Here is a 20823-nt window from a genome sequence, read left to right as displayed (position 1 = left end):
GTACACCATGCCACCCACCGACCTCGTGCCTTACCTGACCTCCCAGCGCGATGAGATCGTCGCCCTCCTGCGAACACTCGTCGAGCATGAATCGCCGAGCAAGGACAAGACCGCACTCGATGCGCTGGCCGATCGCCTGACCGGCTTCCTGCACAGTGCGGGAGCATCGTCGGTGGATCGCATCGCCAATCCGGACGGGGGCGATCACCTGCACGCCCGCTTCACCTTCGGCCACACCGGCCCCGACGCCCCCCGCCCTGCCCTCGTGATGGCTCACTTCGATACGGTGTGGCCTCTTGGCACTCTGGCCACCATGCCGTTTCGGATCGAGGACGGTCGCGTCCACGGTCCCGGCACGTTCGACATGAAGGGCGGACTGACTCTCCTGCTGACCGCATTGAGGACACTCCGCGACCTGAATCTGACACCACCGCGTCCCGTCGAGTTTCTGCTGACGTCCGACGAGGAAGTCGGCAGCCCGACCTCTCGGACACTCATTGAAGACACTGCTCGCCAGGCCGCCTATGCCCTGGTTCCCGAACCCCCTTTGCCGGGTGGCGGCCTGAAAACCGCTCGCAAAGGCGTGGGCCGCTACAGCCTGAAGGTGACCGGAATTCCCGCCCATTCTGGCATCGAGCCGGAAAAAGGGCGAAGCGCCCTGCTCGAACTCGCTCATCAAATCATCGCGATTCACGCGATTGCCGATCCCTCGATCGGGACCACCCTCACCGTTGGCCGCGCCGAGGGCGGAGGGGCCGTAAACGTGGTTCCCGCCTTCGCCTCGGCCGAGATTGACGTGCGCGTCTCGACCCTGGCCGAGGCCGAGCGGGTTGATCGGGCCTTGCACCGCCTCACTCCCACCCTCGACGGCACTTCCCTGACCCTGACCGGAGGTCTCAATCGCCCTCCCATGGAACGCACCGACGCCACCGCCTCACTCTTTGAACGCGCACGATCGGCCGCACAAACGATTGGCCTGTCACTGACCGAAGGCTCCACCGGCGGCGGGTCCGACGCCAACTTTACCTCGGCCATCGGCCTGCCCACGCTCGACGGACTTGGTCCTCTCGGGGCGGGTGCCCACGCCGTTCACGAGCACATCGAGGTTGATTCCCTTCCCGTCCGCGCCGCCTTGATCGCAACCTTGATTCAGTCCCTATAGTCTCCCCTTGCGGTTTCCTTGCCACACCTCACCGGAGCGCTCAGGAGCACGAGACGGATGAGTGACCCCACCATTGAACCGATCGTGATCCGGCGCGCCGAAAGCCCTGCCGACTACATCGCCTGTCAGGATGCACAACGCCGTTCGTGGGGACTGGTCGACGAGTCGTATGTGGTGCCGGTGGCGACCCTGGTCGGGGCGAACCTGCACGGCGGACTGGTGCTGGGGGCCTTCCTGGAAGATGGCACGGCCGCGGGATTGTCGTTTGCATTCCTGGGAAAGATCGACGGGAAGCTCGGGCTCTATTCGCAGTTGACCGGCGTCGTTCCCGAGTACCAGGGGCGGGGGCTCGGCCGCCGGATGAAGCAGGCGCAGTTCATGATCGCCGAGGCGGAAGGGCTGGCCTGCGTGGCCTGGGCCTTCGACCCGCTTCAGGCAGGCAATGCGCGGTTCAATCTGGAAACGTTGCAGGCCACGGCATCTCATTACCTTGTCGATATGTACGGTCCTCGAACCGACGACCTGAACGCGGGAATTCCGACCGATCGGCTGATCGCCGTCTGGGAACCGAACCAGACGCCCCGGCCGTCGCTCCCGGAACACCCTTTCGGGGCGCTTCCCTTGCTGATTGATCCCGACGGCCCCACCGCGCGGCCGATCGAGGGTACGGCCCCTCTCGTCTTGCTCGAAATTCCCAGCGACCTGGGAGCGCTCCGTGCCACTGCTCCCGAGCGGGCGAACCGCTGGCGACTGGCAGTTCGAGAGGCATTCGAAGGGGCCTTCCACGCAGGCTACCAGGCGGTCGGAACCGTCAGGATCGGAGCGGGCGACGAACGCCGACAAGCGTATGTGCTGCATCGCTCATTGGCCGATGCACCGGAGTGATCCCGGGGCTGGAGGCTCGGCGAGGGGATGGGTAAAATGCGTTTCAAAATCCCGGAGCTGGCACTCGCACCGCAACGGAGAAGGTCCGGAACTCATGACCAGCAACGACGCAACGGCACACTCGGGGGCGAAACCCCTTTCGCGGCGCCATTGGATTCAGGGAACCCTCGGAGCGATCGCCGGCGCGGCGATGGTTCCGGGGGTGGCTCGAAGCCTCCGGGCAGAGAACCCGCCGGCCTCGAAACGTCCTCGCTACTGCCTGAATACCAGCACGATCCGGGGGACCAACTCCGAGGTTGGCATCGTCGATCAGGTGCGCATCGCCGCCGAGGCCGGCTACGACGCCATCGAGCCCTGGCTCCGCGACATCAACCGATTCAAGGATGAGGGCGGATCGCTTCGTGATCTCGGGCGGCAGATCGCCGACGTCGGGCTGGCCGTGCCCAGCGCCATCGGCTTTGCCCGCTGGGCGGTCGACGACCCGGCCGAACGGGCCGCGGGCCTCGATGAAGCGCGACGCGACATGGACACGCTCTCCACCATTGGCGGCACCCGACTGGCCGCCCCCCCTGTCGGCCTGACCGATCAGCGTTACGGTGATTTGCTCACCCTGGCCGAACGCTACGCCACCCTGCTCGAACTGGGGGCCGAGTTCGGCGTCGTTCCGCAACTGGAAGTCTGGGGCTTCTCGCGCACCTTTCAGCGGCTCGGCGAAGTGGCGTTCGTCGCCGTCGAGAGCGGTCGGCCCGACGCCTGCATCTTGCCCGACGTGTATCATTTGTACAAAGGTGGATCATCTCTCGAAGGGCTCTTGCACCTCAATGGAGCCTCGATCCACGTGTTCCACCTGAACGATTACCCGGCCGAGCCTCCTCGGGAATCGATCAGCGATGCCGACCGCGTCTTCCCGGGAGACGGCATCGCGCCGTTCGATCGTCTGAGGGAAATCCTCGATGCGATCGGATTCGACGGCACCTTCTCGCTCGAACTGTTCAACCGCGAGTACTGGACCCGCGATCCGCTCGACGTCGCCCGCGAAGGGCTTCGCAAAATGAAGGCGGTGACCGGCGCTTCGGCCTGACGACCTCAGACGACGGGGATTGAAGACTCGCCAGCCCCAGGCCCGTCCTTCCTCACCTCGCTCAGATTCGAGGAACGGGCCTGGGTCGCGTGGTGTCAACGGCGACCGATCACGGCATCAATCAATTTTAATGACGATCTTCCCGAACTGTTCCGAGTGCTCCATGCGGCGGAGCGCGTCGGGCAGATCGTCGAGGAAGTAGGTCTGGTCAACGACAGGTTGAATCCCGCGATCTTCCACGAGTTCCAGCAACGCGGCGAACTCGGCCGGGCTGCCCATGGTGGTTCCGAGCAACTGGAGCTGCTTCCAGAAGACCTGGAAGACATTGAGCGACGGCACCGGACCGGTCGTGGCCCCGAAATTGACAAGCCGGCCGCCGGGACGAAGAAGCTCAATGGCATGAGCATAGATTTCTCCCCCCGCGCTGTCGATGACCACGTTGGGCGTGCCGCCGAGCTTGCGAAGGTTGTCGGGCCAGCTCGGGTCTCGATAGTTGACGCCTCCCTCGGCCCCGAGTTCCTTCGCCCGGTCAAGTTTCGCGTCACTGCCCGACGTGACGAAGACGCGGGCCCCGAGGGCTCGGGCAATCAGCAGGGCATGGATTGCCGTACCGGCTCCGATGCCCGTCACCAGCACCACCTCTCCGGGCTGAACCTGCGCTTTGGTCACCACCGCCCGGTATGCGGTCAGACCGGCCAGGGGCAGCGCGGCGGCCTGCTCGAAGTGCAAGCCGGCCGGCTTGGCGAAGACATTCTCGACAGGAACCACGATCAGCTCGGCAAAGGTGCCGTGATCGGGCATGCCGAGAATGCGGAAGCGCTCGCCCTGAGCCCGCGGATCCGAGCCCCAATCAAGGCTCGGATTGATGATCACATCCTGCCCGATCCGGAGCCCCTCGACCCCTTCTCCCAGCGCCGCGACCTGCCCCGCACCGTCGGAGCCAAGGATCGCGGGAAGGCTCACGTTCGGGTACATCTTCCGCGAGATCCAGAGATCGCGGTGGTTCAGCGCCGCGGCCCGGAGCCGGATCACGACCTGGCCGGGACCGGGGGATGGGTCGGGCACATCTTCGAGGTGGAAGTGATCGATCGATCCAAATTCTCGGAGGACAATTGCCTTCATCTGCTCCCTCCCGACCTCAAAGAACCGTGCGGCCGACTCGCAAACCAGCTTTTGCGAGAAAACCACCCCTTCAGCCTACGCCGTCGAGGTCTACCGGCTCAAGAGCCGCGAAGGATGGCTGCCACAACGAGAAACGTGTGATTCCAGACTACTGAGCAAATCCCGATCCAGGCGGCAGCCTCTCGCTCGACGAAATCGCCTGGAAGCCTGCCACCGAGGCGTCTCGGTCGCCGGGGCCGGGGCAGATTTCGGATCGGCGTCTCTTGATTTCACCCTCCTCCTCAGTGTGCAAACCCCGACCGACCGACTGACTGACTGACCGGCACCGAGCCGTCTTCCCCTCCCACCCAGGAATTCTCAAACACACCATCGTGCCCCTAATGCTCACACGGGCATCCCCTCTCACTGGGCCATTGATTGGTTGGGACTCAAGTTCGATCTCGGTTGACTCCGACAACCTTGACAGATAGGATCCTGTATTGCCAGGGGCACGCGATGGGGCACACTGCCCTGGCCGAGGTAACTCGCATGTTTCGAAGCTGCCGGAGACGCGAACGCGGCTGGATCGGCCTGGGCATTTTGCTCGGGTTGATGGCTGGCGGCTTTCCTGCCGTCGACGCCTGCCCGTTGCCCACCGGGCCGCACCCGACGCATCATTGCGAGCCCTTCCATGCCCCGGAGCCACCCACGCCCCGGTGTTGCCTCTCCGAAACGACTCCTCTGAACGCCCTTCCCACCCGATCGGCGGCTCCCACACCTCACTCCTCGGGGGCGGACGGTCACTGCCGGACGCGGACCTCCTCCTGCTGTTGCGTGACGAACGCCTCGCAGATGGTGAGTGAGCGGTCGGTTCGTTCCAGCGTCTCGCGAGACCAGTCGCGGACTCGCCTTTCGTTTGAGCCGACGGTCACGCTACCTTCCTCACCCTCGGCATCCCTCCTGATTGCAACCGGTCTTCCGAGGCCGGCCCCCTTCTCCGTTCCCCTCATTCTCACGACCTCTCGGTTGCGGAATTAGCGGAGCGTCCCTCCGCCTCTTGAGGCCAGTGCCGCGGTTGCCGTTGCCAGGCGTTCTCGATCCGCCCCAGGATCGGCTCTGTCGTTCCGACAGGGATCGAGGGTCGGAGTGAGACATGGCCTGCGGTTGTGACCGACTGCCACGGCCCCGTTAACCAACGCTGACGGATCGCGGGTGATTGCGCGCTACCCGACCGGGCGCGCCTTGCACCACTCGTTGTCGCCGCGACACGAACCGCCGCGTTCGCCGTGCGATCATCCGTGTGTTGATCCCGGCAGGGCTCGGCCCGCGTCCCGTCTGCGGTCGGAGAGCGTCCAGCACGCACAGCCCATGCTCACAACCGAATTCCATTAACGTTTTTGAGGAGTTGATTTTCATGACGCGCCGATCGACCCTGTTCGCCCTGGGTGCCTGCCTGGTTGCGATCACCCTGGCGGGAAACCCCGTCTCTGCCGACACCCCCTCCCCGGCCTGCGCTCTGAGCCAAGGGGCAAAGAAGGCCTGTTGCGCCACCGAGATCAAAGTCACGCTGACCTCCACCACCGTCACTGACGACAAGGCCTGCTGCGCCGAGGCCAAGGCGTGCTGTGCCGAGGCCAAGGCATGCTGCGCCGAGGCCAAGGCGTGCTGCGCCGAGTCGAAGGCGTGCTGCGCCGAAGCGAAGACCTGCTGTGCCGAAGCCAAGGCATGCTGCGCCGAAGCCAAGGCCGACGAGGCCAAGGCCTGCGATGCCTCTTGCTGCAAGGATCAAGAAGCCTGCAAGGCCTGCTGTGCCGACGCCTGCGCGGCCTGCTGCGATACCGCAAAGAAGGCTGCTGAAGCCAAGGCATGCTGTGCTGAAGCCAAGGCATGCTGTGCCGAGGCCAAGGCATGCTGCGCCGAGGCCAAGGCGTGCTGCGCCGAGTCGAAGGCGTGCTGCGCCGAAGCGAAGACCTGCTGTGCCGAAGCGAAGACCTGCTGTGCCGAAGCGAAGACCTGCTGTGCCGAGGCCAAGGCGTGCTGCGCCGAGGCCAAGGCCGACGAGGCCAAGGCCTGCGGGGCGTGCTGTGGGGCGAAGAAGGCCGCGTGACCTGAGTCATCTCACGCCGACCGGAATTCTCACGAGCCGGGCACGGCTCCTCCCTCCCATCCCTCATCCCCGCGCTCGGGGAGCGAGCAGATGGATGGACGAGTGAGCCAGGCGACGAGCATCGCGGAACTCGCGTTCGAACCCCGCGCTGCCCCTTCCAACGGCCCGCGATCCTGTTCCGAGAGGAGGGATCGCGGGCCGTGCTCGTTGGCGCATCACCCCAACTGTCTGTGCTGCTCGTTGATCCAGGATATCCGACGCAGGTCCAGGCCTGATCGAAGATGCGACGGCGTCGGTGCGGCACGTGAGGCGCCGGCCGGACCACGCGCACCAAGGGCTCAGTCTCGTTCGCCCATCACGCTGACCGTCACGCGACGGCGATGCGGATGGGTCCGATGCTCCCAGAGGAAGATCCCCTGCCAGGTGCCAAGGTCGCAGCGGCCTCGGGCAACGGGGATCGAGAGCGACGTCTGCGTCAGAATCGACCGGACGTGCGCCGGCATGTCGTCCGGACCTTCGAGTGTGTGGCGGAAGATCGGATCGCCATCGGGCACCAATCGGGCCGTGTAGCGTTCCAGGTCAGAGCGGACGCTTGGGTCAGCATTCTCGCAGATGATCAGCGAAGCGCTCGTATGATGCACGAAGACCGTGCAAAGCCCCTGATCGACCCCAGACTGGGCAACGATCCCCTGGATTTGGTCGGTCAACTCGACCGTGCCCCGACCTCTGGTGGAAACCTGAATCGATTCCGAGTGAATCATCGCCGCAATCGCCTTCAATCCCCACGTGCGTGCCTGAAAACACCGTCAGGGTTCCAGGGAAGCGCTCGGAGTTTCTTGAGAAGATCCGGTGCCCTGCGTCCTTGATCCACCGTGACCGGGGACCGCCCCGCGGTTCCCTCCGACCGGGCACCGGAACCGATCCACTCACTCTTAGGAGTTCGGCTCTTCGACCCCCGGATCCGCCGGCTCAGGCTCGACCGGGGCTGGTTCGTCCGTCGGCTCCTCGGCCGGGGCCGGTTCCTCGGCGGGCGGGGCCGGCTCATCGGCGGGCGGCTCAATCGTGGTCGGTTCGTCGGCCGGGGCCGGTTCGTCGGCCGGGGCGGTGGAAGAACCGCCCGGGGTTGCGACGGCGTCGCCGGGCATTCCGCGCATCAGGCCGGAGCGGTCCATTCCGCCGGTGTCGTCGCCGGGCATGGCGGGCGAGGCGGGCTCCGTGGTGCCCATCGCGGGATCATCGCCGGGGCCAGCATCGCAACCCGTCACGAGCAAGGCGCCACCCAGCGCGAAGCTGGACATCCAGGCGAGTCGGGTCTTGAAGGTAGACATCGCGTTGCAGCTCCTTGGTGCGAAGGCTCAAAGAAGAACGTGACCGCCGTGGGTCCCGGAACCGACCGGGCGTGACGAACGGTTCACGAGCGGTCGTGAGAGTCACGGCCGGAGTCCGACTCCACTCTCCTCCCTTCCCGGTACGCAAACGGTGTCCCAATCTGTTGGCTTTCTCGAAATGGGCTGGAATTTTGTTCGTTTCCAGACAGCTCCCGATCATCGCGGTTGCCGGATGCATCCGGTTGCCCCGATCGCCCCTTGCGGTCAGAATGCAGTCGTCAGGACCAACCACCCCTCAACCTCCCGATCCGTTGGGATCACAAGCCCGCCAGGCCATGTTCCCCGCCCTGCCCCGATCAACCCCAAGGGAGCCACCAGGTCGGGACGGGCCGGAACCACCGAGCGCCTCAGGGGGCGAGGCGGGCCGTGTCTTCAATCGCGCTCAGGCAACTCCCAGGAGCACCATCGAGCAATGGATTTCCAAGGCGTCCGCATCACCTGGCTCGGCCACTCGACCTTTCTGCTCACCTCGCCCGAGGGTCAGACCCTGCTGGTTGATCCCTTCCTGGCCAACAACCCGAAATGCCCGAAGCCGTTCCACGACGTGAGCTGCGACGCGATCGCCATCACCCACGGCCACGCCGACCACCTGGCCGACGTCTTCTCGGCGGCCAAGCGATGCTCGGGCAAGATCGTCGGCATGTACGACCTGACCGGCTGGCTCGGCTCGAAAGGGATCGACAGCGCCAAGCTACTCGGCATGAACAAAGGGGGCTCAATCTGCCTCGGCTCGCCGAACATCGCCCTGACGATGACCGACGCGCGCCACTCCTCCTCCTGGACCGAGCAGGACGGCACGATCGTTTACCTCGGCGAGGCGGCCGGCTATGTGGCCACCTTCTCCAACGGGTTCAAGATCTACATCGCCGGAGACACCTGTTTGTTCGGCGATATGTCCTTGATCCGGGAACTTTATGCTCCCGACCTCGCCATCCTTCCCATCGGCGACCACTTCACCATGGACCCCCGCGCCGCCGCGTTCGCCTGCCGGTTGCTCGGCGTCAAGGCGGTCATCCCGTGCCACTACGGCACCTTCCCCCCCCTGATCGGCACCCCCGACCAGTTGCGAGCCCAAATCGACCACCTCGGCCTTTCGACCGAGGTCTTTGCACCCGAACCGGGCGAGACGGTGGGCTGAGAAGAACTCCGGTCAGCCGCGGAGGCGATCGACAAACGCCGCGTGCTCGGGGCTGGCCAGGCCGGCTCCGAGCGCCGCAAGCACGGCGTTCAGGTCTCCCCGCAGCAACGCCGAGGGATCCAGCCAGAGGCCGGGGAAAACCGCGCTTCGGAGTCGGCCCTGCTCGTCGGCCGAGATCAGCTCGTAGCGGTCGTCCTGAAGGACTCGCCAGTCAATCGCACCGTCAAGCACCCGCCAGGTGAGGTATTCCCGGACGTTGCTGCGACGATAAACGTTCAGCTTGGCATTCAGATCGAGGCTCACGCTGCTGGAGGCGATCTCGATGACCAGTTCGGGTGCGCCTTCGATGTAATCGTCGTCCGAGATCCGGGCCTGGCCCCCTCGGGCGGGGTCGATCAACAGGGCCACGTCCGGTTGAGGCTCGTTATCGAGGTCGAGCCGGACGGTGGCGTTGTCGAACACCATGACGCCGGGCGTTGCGGCCCAGAACGAGCCGAGCCACGTAATGATCGCGGCATGCGGGCCGCCGTGTTTCCGCGCGCGGACAGGAGACCCCATGTAAACGACTCCCTCAATCAGTTCCGCCTTCTTCAGCTCGGGCATCGCCTCGTAGCGACGTTCGAACTCGGCGCGGGTGAGCCGGTCACCGTTCTCCAGAGGGGGGAGTGGTCGGACCGACGCCCCGGTCTGGCGATGGCTGGCAGTCGTACTCGATGCGGTGGCCATGATCGCGGTTCCCCCGGTGGTCGGTCTGTGTTGGCGCGGATCTTCCACTCCATTCTACCGGCCTGAGGCTGGCGGGGCGAAGATGCCTTGGGACGACGGAGGATGAGCGGAGCACCCTCCAGCCGGATCGATCAATCAGCCGGCCGAGCGGCCGGGGGCGGCGGTCGATTCGTCGGTCTCGCCAGTGATGCCGAGATGCTGGGCAAGGTCCAGGCACGCGCGGACGATGCCATCAACGTCGAGGCCGACCTCGGCGAGTTGCTCGTCGCGCTCGGCGTGCATGACGAAGCGGTCGGGCAAGCCGAGGCGGCGGACGTGCGAGGTGTTCCGCCCGGCCTCGTTGGCGGCTTCCAGCACGGCCGAACCGAAACCGCCCATCAGGCAGCCTTCCTCAACGGTGAGGACAAAGCCGCATTCATCCAGGGCCTTGAAGACGGTCGCCGTATCGAGCGGCTTGGCAAAGCGGGCGTTGATGACGCCGATCCGCAGGCCGTGCTCGCTCCGGAGCCGTTCGGCGGCGCGGAGGCAGTCGGGAACCTGGGCACCGAGGGCCAGCAACATGCCGTCGGTTTCCCATTCGAGCACCTCGGCCTGGCCCAGCTCGATCGGCTGCGGGTCGCGCTCGACTTCTTCGAGGTTGGCCTTCGGATACCGAATCGAAACCGGGTGATCGTGCGCCAGGGCCCAGTCGATCATCGGGGCCACATCCCGGGCATCGCCAGGGGCCATCACAACCATGTTCGGGAAGGGACGCATGTAGGCAAGATCATACGATCCGTGGTGCGTCGGCCCGTCGGAGCCGACCAGACCGGCGCGGTCCATGCAGAAGACGACCGGAAGGTCCTGAAGGGCGACTTCCTGGAAGATATGGTCATAACCGCGCTGAAGGAAGGTGCTGTAAATGTCCACCACCGGCCGGGCGCCGGCCTTGGCCATGCCGGCGGCGAAGGTGACGGCGTGGGCCTCGCAAATGCCAGTGTCGAAGAAACGATCGGGGAAGGTCTCTCGGATCTTCTGGAGCTTGTTCCCCTCGCACATGGCGGCGGTCAGGACGGCGACCTTCGGGTCACGCTCCAGGGCGTTGTACAGCGCGTCGGCCACGGCGTTGGTGTACGCCTTGGTCGAGGAGGTTTTCAGGGGAATGATCCCCTCCTCGCAGCGCTGGAAAGGGGCGGGAGCGTGGAAGGAGACGGGGTCCTTCTCCGCCGGCTCGAAGCCGCGGCCCTTGTCGGTCAGGACGTGCAGGAGGATCGGCCCCTCCATCGCCTTGACCTTCTCAAGGTAGGAATGGAGCGTCTTCAGGTCGTGGCCATCGACCGGGCCGAGGTAGGTGAAGCCGAGTTCCTCGAAGATCATGCCGCCGTGGAAGCTGGCCTTCACCGCATCCTTGAACTGCTGGAGCATCCGATCGGCCTGGTCGCCCACCAGCGGGATACTCGGCAAGACCTTGCGCACGACCTTGTTGGCCCAGTTGTACTCGGGGGCCATGCGGGCCTTATCGAGGTAGTAGGCAATGCCGCCGACGCGGGGACAAATCGACATCTTGTTGTCATTCAAGATGACGATATAACGCTTGCCGTGGCTGTGGCCGGCGGCGTTGTTCAGGGCCTCGTAAACCACGCCCGAAGGGAACGCGCCGTCGCCGATCACGGCCACGCTGTAGCGTTCCGGGTGGCCGGTCACGATGTCTCCGGCATGCAGGCCCAGGGCGGTCGAAGGAGCGCAGCCGGCGTGGCCGGTCATGAACAGGTCGTAGGGGCTTTCGCTCGGGTTGGGGTAGCCCATCAAGCCCCCCTTGGTGCGGATCGAGTGGATCTGATGGGCGCGCCCGGTGATGAGCTTGTGGGGGTAGATCTGGTGGCCGGTGTCCCAGATGAGGCGGTCTTTGGTGAAGTCGAAGGCCAGGTGCAGGGCGAGGCACAGTTCGACGACGCCGAGATTGCTGGCGAAGTGAGCCGAGCGGCGACCGACGACACCGATCAGCTCCTCGCGCATCTCGGAGGCCAGACGCTCAAGGTCGGACTCCGACAAGGCTTGCAGGTCGGCCGGCGATTGGATGCGGGGGAGGATCGGACTCGGGGGGGTGCTCATCGTCAACGGTCCCTTTCCAGCAAATCCAGGGCCAGAGCCCTCAGTCGGGTGCCGCGATCGCCCAGCGGCTCCAGTGCCGCAACGGCGTCCTCGGCCACCTGGCGGGCTCGGCTTCGGCTGCCCTCAATGCCCAGCAGGCCGGGGTAGGTCCACTTGCCCAGGCCGGAGTCTTTGCCGACCCGTTTGCCGAGCTTGACCTCGTCTCCCTGAACGTCGAGCAGGTCGTCGATGATCTGGAAGGCCAGGCCAACCCCTCGGCCGTAGCGATCGAGCGCGGCCAGTTCGTCGTCATCGGCTCCGGCGGCGATCGCCCCCATGCGAAGGCTGGCCCGAAGCAAGGCACCGGTCTTGCGGCGGTGGATGGCTTCCAGGGCCTCGGCGGTGGCGTCGGAGCGGCCTTCGGCGTCCAGGTCGGCCATCTGGCCGCCGACCATGCCGCTAGGCCCGCAGGCTTCGGCCAGTTCCAGGCAGCAGCGGGCCGCGGCCTCGCCGGGCTGGATCTCTCGGGCGATGACCTCGAAGGCGAGCGCCTGCAGGGCGTCTCCGGCGAGGATCGCGGTGGCTTCGTCGAAGGCGCGATGGCAGGTCGGTCGGCCCCGGCGGAGGTCGTCGTCATCCATCGCGGGCAGGTCGTCGTGGATCAAGGAATACGTATGCACCATCTCCAGGGCGCAGGCCACGGGCATCGCCCGATCGGGGTCGCCCCCCACGGCCTCGGCCGCCATCAGGGCGAGGATCGGCCGCAGACGCTTGCCGCCTCCCAGCAAGCTATGCCGCATGGCCAGCAAGAGCCGAGAGGGGCATTCGGCGTCGCTGGTCGCGGGGTCTTCGGGCAGATAGCGATCCAATGCCTCGTCCACTCGCCGCCGGGTCTCCACCAGGAACGCGGCGAGGTCAACGGCGGTACTCGGGCTACTCATGGGCGGAAGGTTCTGAAGCGAGAGGGGACGACCCGCCGGTCGACCGGTCCTGGTGTCTTTAAAGCGCCTGTACGGAACGACGATCCCATCCGGAGCGCAGTTCGGCGGGCTTCCGGACATTGTTGGCATTCGTGCCTCGATTGTCCACCCGCCAGCGGGACCTGACCTGGAGGAATCTTCCCCGACCAATCCCCCCCAGCCTTCCCAGACATCCGGAGTCTCGACCCAATCCGCAAACTTCTCCCGGATTCGCGTCCCTCGGTCGGTCCACCTCCCAATCGCGCCCCGGTGGAAACGCTTCGATCGCTCGCGCGGCGGGTCCGTCAGGGGATGATGGCAACGGGGAAAAGGGACGGTCGTTGCCGCCCTGCGCGAGGTCACCTCCTTTCCGTCCCCATTCTCAAGAATCCGCCGGTGCACGCTCGCCGACGAGTTGCTTGACCACCCCGAGAGCCGCTCGCTACAGTCAGGCGGACGGGCGGCGGGATCGGTTCAACTCAACGCCGCGATCCGCAACGCTTCGAGGCCCCGCCGTGACCGACGCCCCCTCTCCTCCACCGCTCGACCCCGAACCCAGGCCCCGAACCGTTCACGTTCCCCTGGGCGAGCGATCGTACGACATCCGGATCGTCTCCGGCGCCCCGGAAGGGTTCGGCCCCTTCGCCCGAGCCGCCCTGGAGGCGACCCGAGCGGGCCGGGGGTGCCGCGTCGCCCTGGTCATCACCGATACGAACGTCGAGCCGATCGCCGAGCCCTTCGCCGCCGCCCTGAACGCGCAGGGGATCGCTACCGAGACGGCCGTCATCCCCCCGGGAGAGGCGAGCAAGTCGCTCGACCAGGCGGCGGCCCTGCTCGATCGCCTCATCGCCATGCGGGCCGACCGGCACGCGGCGGTCGTGGCCATCGGTGGCGGCGTGGTGGGGGACCTGGCCGGGTTTGTCGCGGCGACCTATGCCCGAGGAATCTCGTTGCTCATGGTGCCGACGACCCTCCTGGCGCAGGTCGATAGCTCCGTCGGCGGCAAGGTGGCCGTCAACCGCCCCGCGGCCAAGAACATCGTCGGCAGCTTCCACCAGCCGAGCGGCGTCTGGATCGACACCGAGACACTGATCAGCCTGCCCCCCCGAGAGCTGCGCTGTGGGATGGCCGAGGTGGTCAAGTACGGCGTCATCCTCGACTTCCCCTTCTTCGAGGCGATCGAGCGCGATGCCGAGGCCCTGATGCTTCAGGAGCCCGAGACCGTCCGACGGGTCGTCGCCCGCTGCTGCGAGTTGAAGGCCGAGGTCGTCTCGCAGGACGAGCGCGAGGAAACCGGACTGCGGGCCGTCCTGAACTTCGGCCACACCATCGGCCACGCCATTGAGGCCGTCGCCGGTTACGGTCAGGAGTTTCAGCACGGCGAGGCCGTCGCCGCCGGCATGGTCGCCGAGGCGATGCTGGCCGAGCGGCTCGGCTGGATCGACGCCCACCTGACCGATCGGCTCGCCCGCCTCTTGCATCATCTCGGCCTGCCGACGAGGGCCCCGGGGCTCGACCCCTCAGCCCTCCGCGAGGCCATGACCCTCGACAAGAAGAACCGCGCCGGCCGCATCCGTTATGTCCTCCCCCGATCGCTCGGCCATGTCGAACTGACCGACGCCCCGACCGAGGCCGATTTGATCGCCGTCCTCGCCGACCTGACCGCGCCGGAACGCTGATCGCGTCAGTACGAGGCGGCAACCGGAGATCCGGCCTCCCCTCCGGCAGCGCTTCGGGCCGGGTTCTTCGGCGCCCCGTACTGGATCGTCAGGCCGGCGAGGATCGAGTCGACCTGGCCATCCATCCGGGCGCTGGAGCCGGGAATCTGGGCGATTGGCCCTTCAATGTCGTTGCGGAACGCATGAACCCAGCCGGCCGAGAAGACGATGTTCTCGTTCAGGCGGAGGGAGGCACCCAGGGACAGCGAGTGCTGGAGGAACCCCGGCGCCTGGACATTGAACAGCGTCTGGACCTCGTTGATCGGATTCTCGTTGAACAGGTAGCCGCCGCGGAGCGTGAGGCGTTCCGTAAGCTGATACTGCCCACCGACCGCGACGGCGAAGATGCTGTTCCAGTTCAGACCGCCGCTCTGGAGCGAATCCCCCCAGAGCGCGGCATTACCGTAGTCGAAATAGCGCAGGTCGACATCGATCAGGAGCCGATCGATCCCCTTGTAGGCAACGCCCCACGAGTAGATGGCCGGGACCTCGGCCTGGATGCCGATCCGGCGGGGAGACAGGTCGGGATTGAAGCTGTTATACGACCATTTCTCCTGCCAGATCGGGCTCTTGTACGAGAAGCCGACGTTCCACGAGGGGGTCAGCTCGTAAAAGAGGCCGATCTCAAAGCCGGCTCCCCAGAAGGGCCGGGCATTGGTGGCGGGCGGGAACGTCGCGACACCGAACTGGTCCGGGGGGCCAGGCGCGAAGAAGGCCGGGCTGAACTGGACAGTGCCGGTCGTGATCACGGGAGCCAGGGCGACCGAGAGGCGGTCGCTCGCCCGGTACGACGCCATCGGCTTGATCGCGAGCAACGCCGTATTCGCATAGATCGGCCCCAGCCCGAAGTACTCAGGGGGCTGCCGGGGGCCAAGGGGCGGGGTCATGTAATTCCCGGCGAAGTTTACGTTCCCCCCGACCAGACCGAAGATCCCGAGGCCCATCGTGAACGGCGACTCGGGGCGGAGCCGGAACGACCCGCCGACCGCAATGTTACTCGCCACCCCGCTGTCGCTGCGTGAGGTGCCGAAACGGCTGGTCGTCGGGAAGACACCGTTGATCGATCCCGCCGGGAGGGCCCCCGAATAGTGGATGCTCGGGATGATCAACTCCGAGCCGAACAGGACCTCGTCCCGTTCCAGGAAGCTCAGCGTCGCCGGGTTCCAGTAGCTGGCGCCGAAGTCGACAGGGGCCGCCGTCGAGGCACCGGCCATCGCGCGGTTGATCGGCCCTGCCCCCGGAGAAACCACCCCCTGAGCCCCGGCTTGGCCCGTGCAGACGGCCAACAGGACGAGGACGGCCACGCACCGCAGGTCGCTCAAACGGACCATGATCGAGTCCTTTTCTTGAAGAGCGTTGACCAGACCGGCACCGCAAAGCCCGATTCCCGTCGGCCCTCATTGGGTGCGGCACCCCCACGCGTCTGGCCGCGCCAATGGCCCCAGCCCCCGCGTTCCGGCATCGAGAGGGATTGACTCCAGGAAAGATCGGGAGGACTCGCCCCAAAATTGAGGAAAAACGGCAAGACCGTCAAAGTCAGCCCCATCCGCAGACAAGAAGCCGTATTCGGGTTGGACCGGGCTCCGCCGGTGTCCGGTCGCCTCGCGGGTTGCCACTCCGCGAGGCGACCGGGTGGGCCTTCTCGAACATTTTCAATTCAGTTCGATGGTCACGGCGTCGAGCCTTCCGGAAAAGCGGAAGGGCACGGCATAGTCCTCGGTGACCGGCGTCCCCGTATCGAAGCCGATGTCGAGCGTCTCGTCGAGTGTCACGCGGTTCGGGATCGACTTCTCGACGCGGCCCTCGCCGATCTTCCGGTCGTCGGCAAACAAGCTGACGGTCGCCCCGGCGAAGGGCTGGTCGGCGTCGGTCTCGTAGACGGCCTTGAGGGTGACGTCCCCCGTCGGGATCGGTTCGTCGGACGCAATCGTGTAACGCTCGACGCCGGCAAGGTTGTAGTGATAGACAAGCTTCCCGCCCTGGACGAACAGTCCATACCCGGCGAAACGCCCCCCCTGGGTGAAGAGCATCCCCTCGGCACCGCCCTCGGGGATCCCCACCCGGGCCGTGATCGTATGGCTCCGGTGCTTGAGGTCGGGAGAGGCCCCCTCGGTCAGGCGGAGCAGGTTCGGATAGGTGAACGAGGTCCGGCCCTCCGTGAGGCTCGGTCGGTTCGCAACGTTCAGGCGTTCGGTCCTGCGATCGTCGAGCGGCAGAACGTCGTATCGCGCCGCCTGAGCGAAGAAGAGCTTGACCAGCTCGTCGAGCTTCTCCGGGTGTTCGGCGGCGAGGTCCACCGCCTGGCTGAAGTCCTCGTCGACGTGGTAAAGCTCCCAGGGCATGTCGAGCAGGTCGGCCGGTTCGGGCTCGCTCAGCCAGGGAATGGCCCGGATCGCGCTGGCCATCCAGCCATCGTGATAGATCCCCTGGTTTCCGAGCATCTCGAAATACTGGGTCGTTCGACGATCGGGGGCGTCGGCGTCGTCGAACGTGTAGGCCATGCTCACGCCCTCGATCGGCTTCTGCGCCACACCGTTGAACTGCGAGGGGAATTCGACCCCCACCACTTCGAGGATCGTCGGCGCGATGTCGATGACGTGGTGGAACTGGTCTCGGATCTCGCCGCGGGCCTTGATCCCCTTCGGCCAGGAGATGGCCAGGCCGTTCCGGGTGCCGCCGAAGTGGCTGGCGATCTGCTTCGTCCACTGGAACGGGGTGTCCATCGCCCAGGCCCAGGCGGCCGGGAAGTGATTGTAGTGCAGGTCGCCGCCGAGGGTGTCGAGGGCGGCGAGCTTCAGCTCCAGCGGCTCGGGGATGCCGTTGAAGAAGGTCATCTCGTTGAGCAGGCCGTTCAGGCCCCCCTCGGCGCTGGAGCCGTTGTCGCCGGCCATGTAGAGGATCAGGGTGTTGTCCAGTTCCCCGGCCTGCTCAATCGCGTCGACGATCCGGCCGACCTCGTGATCCGCGTGCGCGGTGAAAGCGGCGAAGACCTCCATCATGCGGGCGTAGACCTTGCGTTCGTTCTCGGGGAGCGCGTCCCAGGCCGGGAGCGAGTCCGGGCGGGGGGTGAGCTTCGCGTCCTGCGGGACGACGCCCAACGCCTTCTGGCGGGCGAACGTCTGCTCGCGGTAGGCATCCCAGCCCAGATCAAACTGGCCCTTGAACTTCTCGATCCAATCCTCTGGCGCCTGGTGGGGGGCATGGGTGGCGCCGGGGGCGAAGTAGAGGAACACGGGACGCTGCGGTGCCACGGCCTTGGAGGCCCGGAAGGTCCGGATGGCGTGATCGGCAAGGTCGGTGGTGAGGTGATACGGCGAGCCGTCCTCATTCGTCTCCGGGGCCTCCATCCGCTTCCTGCCCTCGACCAGGGCCGGGCTGTACTGGTCGGTATCGCCACCGACGAAGCCGTAGAAGTAATCGAAACCCAGCCCGTCGGACCAACGGTCGAACGGGCCGACGAGGCTGGTTTCCCAGTCGGGGACGTTGTGGTTCTTGCCGAACCAGGCATTGGCGTAGCCGTACTCGCGCAGGACCTCCGCGAAGGTCGCCGCGCTGGCCGGGATGATCCCGCTATAGCCGGGGAACCCTGTGCCGGCCTCACCGATGACACCCGTGCCGACGGAATGGTGATTCCGGCCGGTCAAGAGCGCCGCCCGGGTCGGCGAGCAGAGGGCCGTCGTGTGGAACCGGGTATACCGCAGCCCGTTGGCCGCGACGCGGTCCAGGGTCGGGGTCGGAATGCCGCCCCCGAACGTGCCCATCTGGCCGTAGCCCACGTCATCGAGCAGCACAATCAGGATGTTCGGCGGCTCTTGCAGACCGAACGTTGCCGGGACCTTCAGCTCGGGCTTGACCGGCTCGGAGTCCTTGTACGTCAGGCCGATCTTCCCCCGAAACGGCTCCTCGGGCCGGGGCAAGACCTCCTGCGACGGGGCGATGGCCGGGACCAGCAGCAAGACGGCGATCGCGAGGGGAACGCGAGCGGTCGACAGTCGGGACATGGGGCGTTCTCGTGGTTGTTGGGGTCGATGTTGCTGGGGTCGATGATGGGTGGGGATCGCCGTGGCGTGCACGACCTCGGATCACTTGAGCTCGAACATCACCTTGTCGATTGTCCCGGTAAACGGGAAGTCGCCCTCGTCCTTGTAGGCCGGGTCGATCGGGGTGATCGAGTCGCGACCGACCTCGAACGGTTCCAGGCCGTGGCGAACGAGCGACCGTTCCACCTTCCCCTCGCCGGCCGGCTGGCCATCGACGAACATCCTGTACGTACCGCCACCCTCTGGGGTGCCGTCCGGGGTGAACTCCGCCTTGAGGGTCACCTGACCCTCCGGAAGATCGACTGTGCCGGGGACGTTGACATCGGCGATGTCGAAAAAGGTGTAGCGAAAGTTCGGCTTACCATCCTTGACGTAGAGCGACCAGCCCGCCGAGAACGCACCGGCGCAGGTGACCACGCCCTCGACGCCGCCTTCGGGGACGGTTAGCTCCGCGGTGATGGCGTGGCCTCTTGGGAAGAGCTGCGGCCCGATGGGCTCGGGGAGCCGGACGTTGTTGCCGAAATACGTCCAGCTCGTGGGAGGCTCACCGCCGACTCGAAGCTTCGGGTCCATCCGCTCTGACAGCCGGGAATCGAGCGGCAGGACGTTGTATTTCCTGGCTTCATCGAGGAACAGCGCCTGGAGTTCCTTCAGCTTGTCCGGGTTGGCCGCGGCGAGGTCGATGGCCTGGCTGAAGTCCTCGTCGATGTGGTAGAGCTCCCAGGGGGTGTCGAGGATGTCGCCCTCCCGGCCCGCGGTCTGCCAGGGGACTCCGAACCGGCTGCAGGCGAGCCAGCCGTCGTGATAAATCCCCCGGTTGCCGAGCATCTCGAAGTACTGCGTGTGTCGCCGGCCCTCGGCGTCGGCGTCTTCGAAGGAGTAGAGCATGCTGATGCCCTCGATCGGCCTCTGGGGGATGCCGTTGACCTCGGCCGGTTCGCGGATCTCGCACGCCTCCAGGATCGTCGGAACCACGTCGATCACATGGTGAAACTGCGTGCGGAGTTCGCCCTTCGCCTTGAGGCCCGCCGGCCAGTGGACGACCATCGGGTTGCGGGTGCCGCCGAAGTGGCTGGCGATCTGCTTCGTCCACTGGAACGGGGCGTCCATGGCCCAGGCCCAGCCGACGGGGACGTGCGGCTCGCTCGTCGGCCCGCCGATCTCGTCGATCCGGTTGATCGTGCTCTCCAGGCCGAGTTGGACGCCCATCAGGCTGGCGAGCTCGCTGAAGGTGCCTTCGAGCCCACCCTCGGCGCTGGCCCCATTGTCGCCGACGATGAAGATGGTCAGCGTGTTGTCCAGCTCCCCGGAGGCTTCCAGGCTGTCGATCAGCCGGCCGATCTCGTGGTCGGTGTGGGCCATGAACTCGGCATAGTTTTCCATCAGGCGGAGGTAGACCCGCCGGGCATCCTCGGGGGTTTCGTCCCAGGCGGGGAGCTCCTCGGGTCGGGGGGTGAGCTTCGTCCCCTCGGGGATGACCTTCATCTCCAGCTGCTTCGCGTGCGTCAGCTCGCGCTGCCTGTCCCAACCGTGGTCGAATTGACCCTTGAATCTGCCCCGCCAGTCGGCCGGGACATGATGCGGAGCGTGGACAGCACCGGTGCTGAAGTAGGCGAACCAGGGCCTGTCGGGGTCGGCCGCGCGGACGTTCCGGGTCCAGGAGATCGCTTCGTCGGTTAAGTCCTCGGTGAGGTGATAGCCTTCCTCGGGGGTCTTCGGGGGGGCGACGGGGACGGTGTTGCGATAGAGCGTCGGGTAGAAGTGGTGGGCCTCTCCCTGGTTGAAGCCGTAGAAGTACTCGAACCCCAGGCCGGTCGGCCAGCGGTCGAACGGCCCGGCCGGGCTGATCTCCGGCTCGGGGGTGTTGTGCCACTTGCCGAACGCGGCGGTGGCGTATCCGTTCTGGCTGAGGGTCTCGGAGACCAGCGCGGTGCTCCGGGGGATGATGCCGGTGTAACCGGGGTAGCCGGTGCCCATCTCGATGATGACGCCGGTGCCGACGGTGTGGTGGTTTCGCCCGGCGAGCAGCGCCGCTCGGGTCGGGCTACACAGGGCCGTCGTGTGGAACCGGGTGAAGGAAATCCCGTTGTCGGCAAGCTTCTGAAGGTTCGGCGTGTCCACCGGCCCGCCGAAGGTCGAGCACATCCCGAAGCCGACGTCGTCGAGGAGGATCAGCAGCACATTCGGGCTGCCTTCCGGGGCCTTGACCGGCTCGGGGTAATCAGGAGTGGAATCCTCGTACGTGCGGCCGATCTTGCCGCCGAACTCCGGGTCGGGCCGTGGGAGCTGCCCGCCGTCAGGGCGTGGGGCGTCGTCCTGGGCTCGAAGGCCAGCCCCCATGACAAGGGCCGTCGCCAACGCCACCACCGGGAAGGCGATCCATGGAACTCGCGTGTGCATGGTACCCTTTCGTTCGAGGTGAGTGTCCAGGCGACGGGCTCACCGGCC

The 20823-nt window shown here is 66.2% G+C and carries 16 protein-coding genes; 6 read left to right on the top strand and 10 right to left on the bottom strand.

Going from position 1 to position 20823, the window contains the following annotated elements; genetic code table 11:
* The first annotated feature begins 7 nt into the window (after positions 1-7).
* The 3 genes from GA615_RS00615 to GA615_RS00605 all read left to right on the top strand — a co-directional run bounded on the left by GA615_RS00615 (position 8) and on the right by GA615_RS00605 (position 3128).
* A complete protein-coding gene (locus GA615_RS00615; RefSeq protein ID WP_152049322.1) occupies positions 8-1162 on the top strand; it encodes a M20 family metallopeptidase in 1155 nt (384 codons plus the stop codon).
* A gap of 57 nt (positions 1163-1219) precedes the next feature.
* Complete coding sequence (locus tag GA615_RS00610; RefSeq protein ID WP_152049321.1) at positions 1220-2047, top strand: hypothetical protein; 828 nt, start codon at positions 1220-1222, stop codon at positions 2045-2047.
* 94 nt (positions 2048-2141) lie between these two features.
* Complete coding sequence (locus tag GA615_RS00605) at positions 2142-3128, top strand: sugar phosphate isomerase/epimerase family protein (protein WP_152049320.1); 987 nt, start codon at positions 2142-2144, stop codon at positions 3126-3128.
* Positions 3129-3245: 117 nt separating this feature from the next.
* Here the strand turns inward: GA615_RS00605 and GA615_RS00600 are convergent, their stop codons facing one another.
* Positions 3246-4250: a zinc-binding dehydrogenase gene (locus GA615_RS00600; RefSeq protein ID WP_152049319.1), complete on the bottom strand. Its 1005-nt coding sequence runs from the start codon at positions 4248-4250 to the stop codon at positions 3246-3248.
* A 779-nt stretch (positions 4251-5029) separates the two neighbouring features.
* On the bottom strand, positions 5030-5161 hold the full coding sequence (locus tag GA615_RS28395) for a hypothetical protein (protein ID WP_261343904.1): 132 nt from the start codon (positions 5159-5161) through the stop codon (positions 5030-5032).
* Between the two features lie 482 nt (positions 5162-5643).
* On the opposite strand from GA615_RS28395, the gene GA615_RS00595 reads away from it, so the two are divergent.
* On the top strand, positions 5644-6336 hold the full coding sequence (locus tag GA615_RS00595; protein WP_152049318.1) for a hypothetical protein: 693 nt from the start codon (positions 5644-5646) through the stop codon (positions 6334-6336).
* Positions 6337-6674: 338 nt separating this feature from the next.
* On the opposite strand, the gene GA615_RS00590 is transcribed toward GA615_RS00595, so the two are convergent.
* Positions 6675-7097 carry a secondary thiamine-phosphate synthase enzyme YjbQ gene (locus GA615_RS00590; protein ID WP_152049317.1) on the bottom strand — a complete coding sequence of 141 codons (423 nt, stop codon included), beginning with the start codon at positions 7095-7097 and terminating at the stop codon, positions 6675-6677.
* Between the two features lie 171 nt (positions 7098-7268).
* Complete coding sequence (locus tag GA615_RS00585) at positions 7269-7664, bottom strand: hypothetical protein (protein ID WP_152049316.1); 396 nt, start codon at positions 7662-7664, stop codon at positions 7269-7271.
* A 472-nt stretch (positions 7665-8136) separates the two neighbouring features.
* Here GA615_RS00585 and GA615_RS00580 point away from each other — a divergent pair, with 472 nt between their 5' ends.
* A complete protein-coding gene (locus GA615_RS00580; RefSeq protein ID WP_152049315.1) occupies positions 8137-8862 on the top strand; it encodes a metal-dependent hydrolase in 726 nt (241 codons plus the stop codon).
* A 12-nt stretch (positions 8863-8874) separates the two neighbouring features.
* Here GA615_RS00580 and GA615_RS00575 read toward each other — a convergent pair whose 3' ends face one another.
* The 3 genes from GA615_RS00575 to GA615_RS00565 all read right to left on the bottom strand — a co-directional run bounded on the left by GA615_RS00575 (position 8875) and on the right by GA615_RS00565 (position 12599).
* Positions 8875-9588: a Uma2 family endonuclease gene (locus GA615_RS00575; protein ID WP_152049314.1), complete on the bottom strand. Its 714-nt coding sequence runs from the start codon at positions 9586-9588 to the stop codon at positions 8875-8877.
* A gap of 135 nt (positions 9589-9723) precedes the next feature.
* Complete coding sequence (gene dxs, locus GA615_RS00570; protein ID WP_152049313.1) at positions 9724-11679, bottom strand: 1-deoxy-D-xylulose-5-phosphate synthase; 1956 nt, start codon at positions 11677-11679, stop codon at positions 9724-9726.
* Between the two features lie 2 nt (positions 11680-11681).
* On the bottom strand, positions 11682-12599 hold the full coding sequence (locus GA615_RS00565; RefSeq protein ID WP_152049312.1) for a polyprenyl synthetase family protein: 918 nt from the start codon (positions 12597-12599) through the stop codon (positions 11682-11684).
* A 533-nt stretch (positions 12600-13132) separates the two neighbouring features.
* Here GA615_RS00565 and aroB point away from each other — a divergent pair.
* On the top strand, positions 13133-14296 hold the full coding sequence (gene aroB, locus GA615_RS00560) for a 3-dehydroquinate synthase (protein WP_152049311.1): 1164 nt from the start codon (positions 13133-13135) through the stop codon (positions 14294-14296).
* 5 nt (positions 14297-14301) lie between these two features.
* On the opposite strand, the gene GA615_RS00555 is transcribed toward aroB, so the two are convergent.
* From GA615_RS00555 to GA615_RS00545, 3 genes are all read right to left on the bottom strand, one after another.
* Positions 14302-15666: an OmpP1/FadL family transporter gene (locus GA615_RS00555; RefSeq protein ID WP_152049310.1), complete on the bottom strand. Its 1365-nt coding sequence runs from the start codon at positions 15664-15666 to the stop codon at positions 14302-14304.
* 321 nt (positions 15667-15987) lie between these two features.
* Positions 15988-18336 (bottom strand): arylsulfatase, encoded by a 2349-nt coding sequence (locus GA615_RS00550; RefSeq protein ID WP_152049309.1) that lies wholly within the window; start codon positions 18334-18336, stop codon positions 15988-15990.
* An 81-nt stretch (positions 18337-18417) separates the two neighbouring features.
* Positions 18418-20775 (bottom strand): arylsulfatase, encoded by a 2358-nt coding sequence (locus GA615_RS00545; protein WP_201750067.1) that lies wholly within the window; start codon positions 20773-20775, stop codon positions 18418-18420.
* Positions 20776-20823: the final 48 nt, after the last annotated feature.

Origin of the sequence: Tautonia marina, assembly GCF_009177065.1 — a bacterium.
Classification (GTDB): domain Bacteria; phylum Planctomycetota; class Planctomycetia; order Isosphaerales; family Isosphaeraceae; genus Tautonia; species Tautonia marina.
This window is presented reverse-complemented; position numbering and strand designations above follow the sequence as displayed.

Coding starts and splice junctions, on each gene's coding strand:
- GA615_RS00615 (WP_152049322.1), top strand. CDS start 8: ATGCCACCCACCGACCTCGTGCCTTACCTGACCTCCCAGCGCGATGAG.
- GA615_RS00610 (WP_152049321.1), top strand. CDS start 1,220: ATGAGTGACCCCACCATTGAACCGATCGTGATCCGGCGCGCCGAAAGC.
- GA615_RS00605 (WP_152049320.1), top strand. CDS start 2,142: ATGACCAGCAACGACGCAACGGCACACTCGGGGGCGAAACCCCTTTCG.
- GA615_RS00600 (WP_152049319.1), bottom strand. CDS start 4,250: ATGAAGGCAATTGTCCTCCGAGAATTTGGATCGATCGATCACTTCCAC.
- GA615_RS00595 (WP_152049318.1), top strand. CDS start 5,644: ATGACGCGCCGATCGACCCTGTTCGCCCTGGGTGCCTGCCTGGTTGCG.
- GA615_RS00590 (WP_152049317.1), bottom strand. CDS start 7,097: ATGATTCACTCGGAATCGATTCAGGTTTCCACCAGAGGTCGGGGCACG.
- GA615_RS00585 (WP_152049316.1), bottom strand. CDS start 7,664: ATGTCTACCTTCAAGACCCGACTCGCCTGGATGTCCAGCTTCGCGCTG.
- GA615_RS00580 (WP_152049315.1), top strand. CDS start 8,137: ATGGATTTCCAAGGCGTCCGCATCACCTGGCTCGGCCACTCGACCTTT.
- GA615_RS00575 (WP_152049314.1), bottom strand. CDS start 9,588: ATGGCCACCGCATCGAGTACGACTGCCAGCCATCGCCAGACCGGGGCG.
- dxs (WP_152049313.1), bottom strand. CDS start 11,679: ATGAGCACCCCCCCGAGTCCGATCCTCCCCCGCATCCAATCGCCGGCC.
- GA615_RS00565 (WP_152049312.1), bottom strand. CDS start 12,599: ATGAGTAGCCCGAGTACCGCCGTTGACCTCGCCGCGTTCCTGGTGGAG.
- GA615_RS00555 (WP_152049310.1), bottom strand. CDS start 15,666: ATGGTCCGTTTGAGCGACCTGCGGTGCGTGGCCGTCCTCGTCCTGTTG.
- GA615_RS00550 (WP_152049309.1), bottom strand. CDS start 18,336: ATGTCCCGACTGTCGACCGCTCGCGTTCCCCTCGCGATCGCCGTCTTG.
- GA615_RS00545 (WP_201750067.1), bottom strand. CDS start 20,775: ATGCACACGCGAGTTCCATGGATCGCCTTCCCGGTGGTGGCGTTGGCG.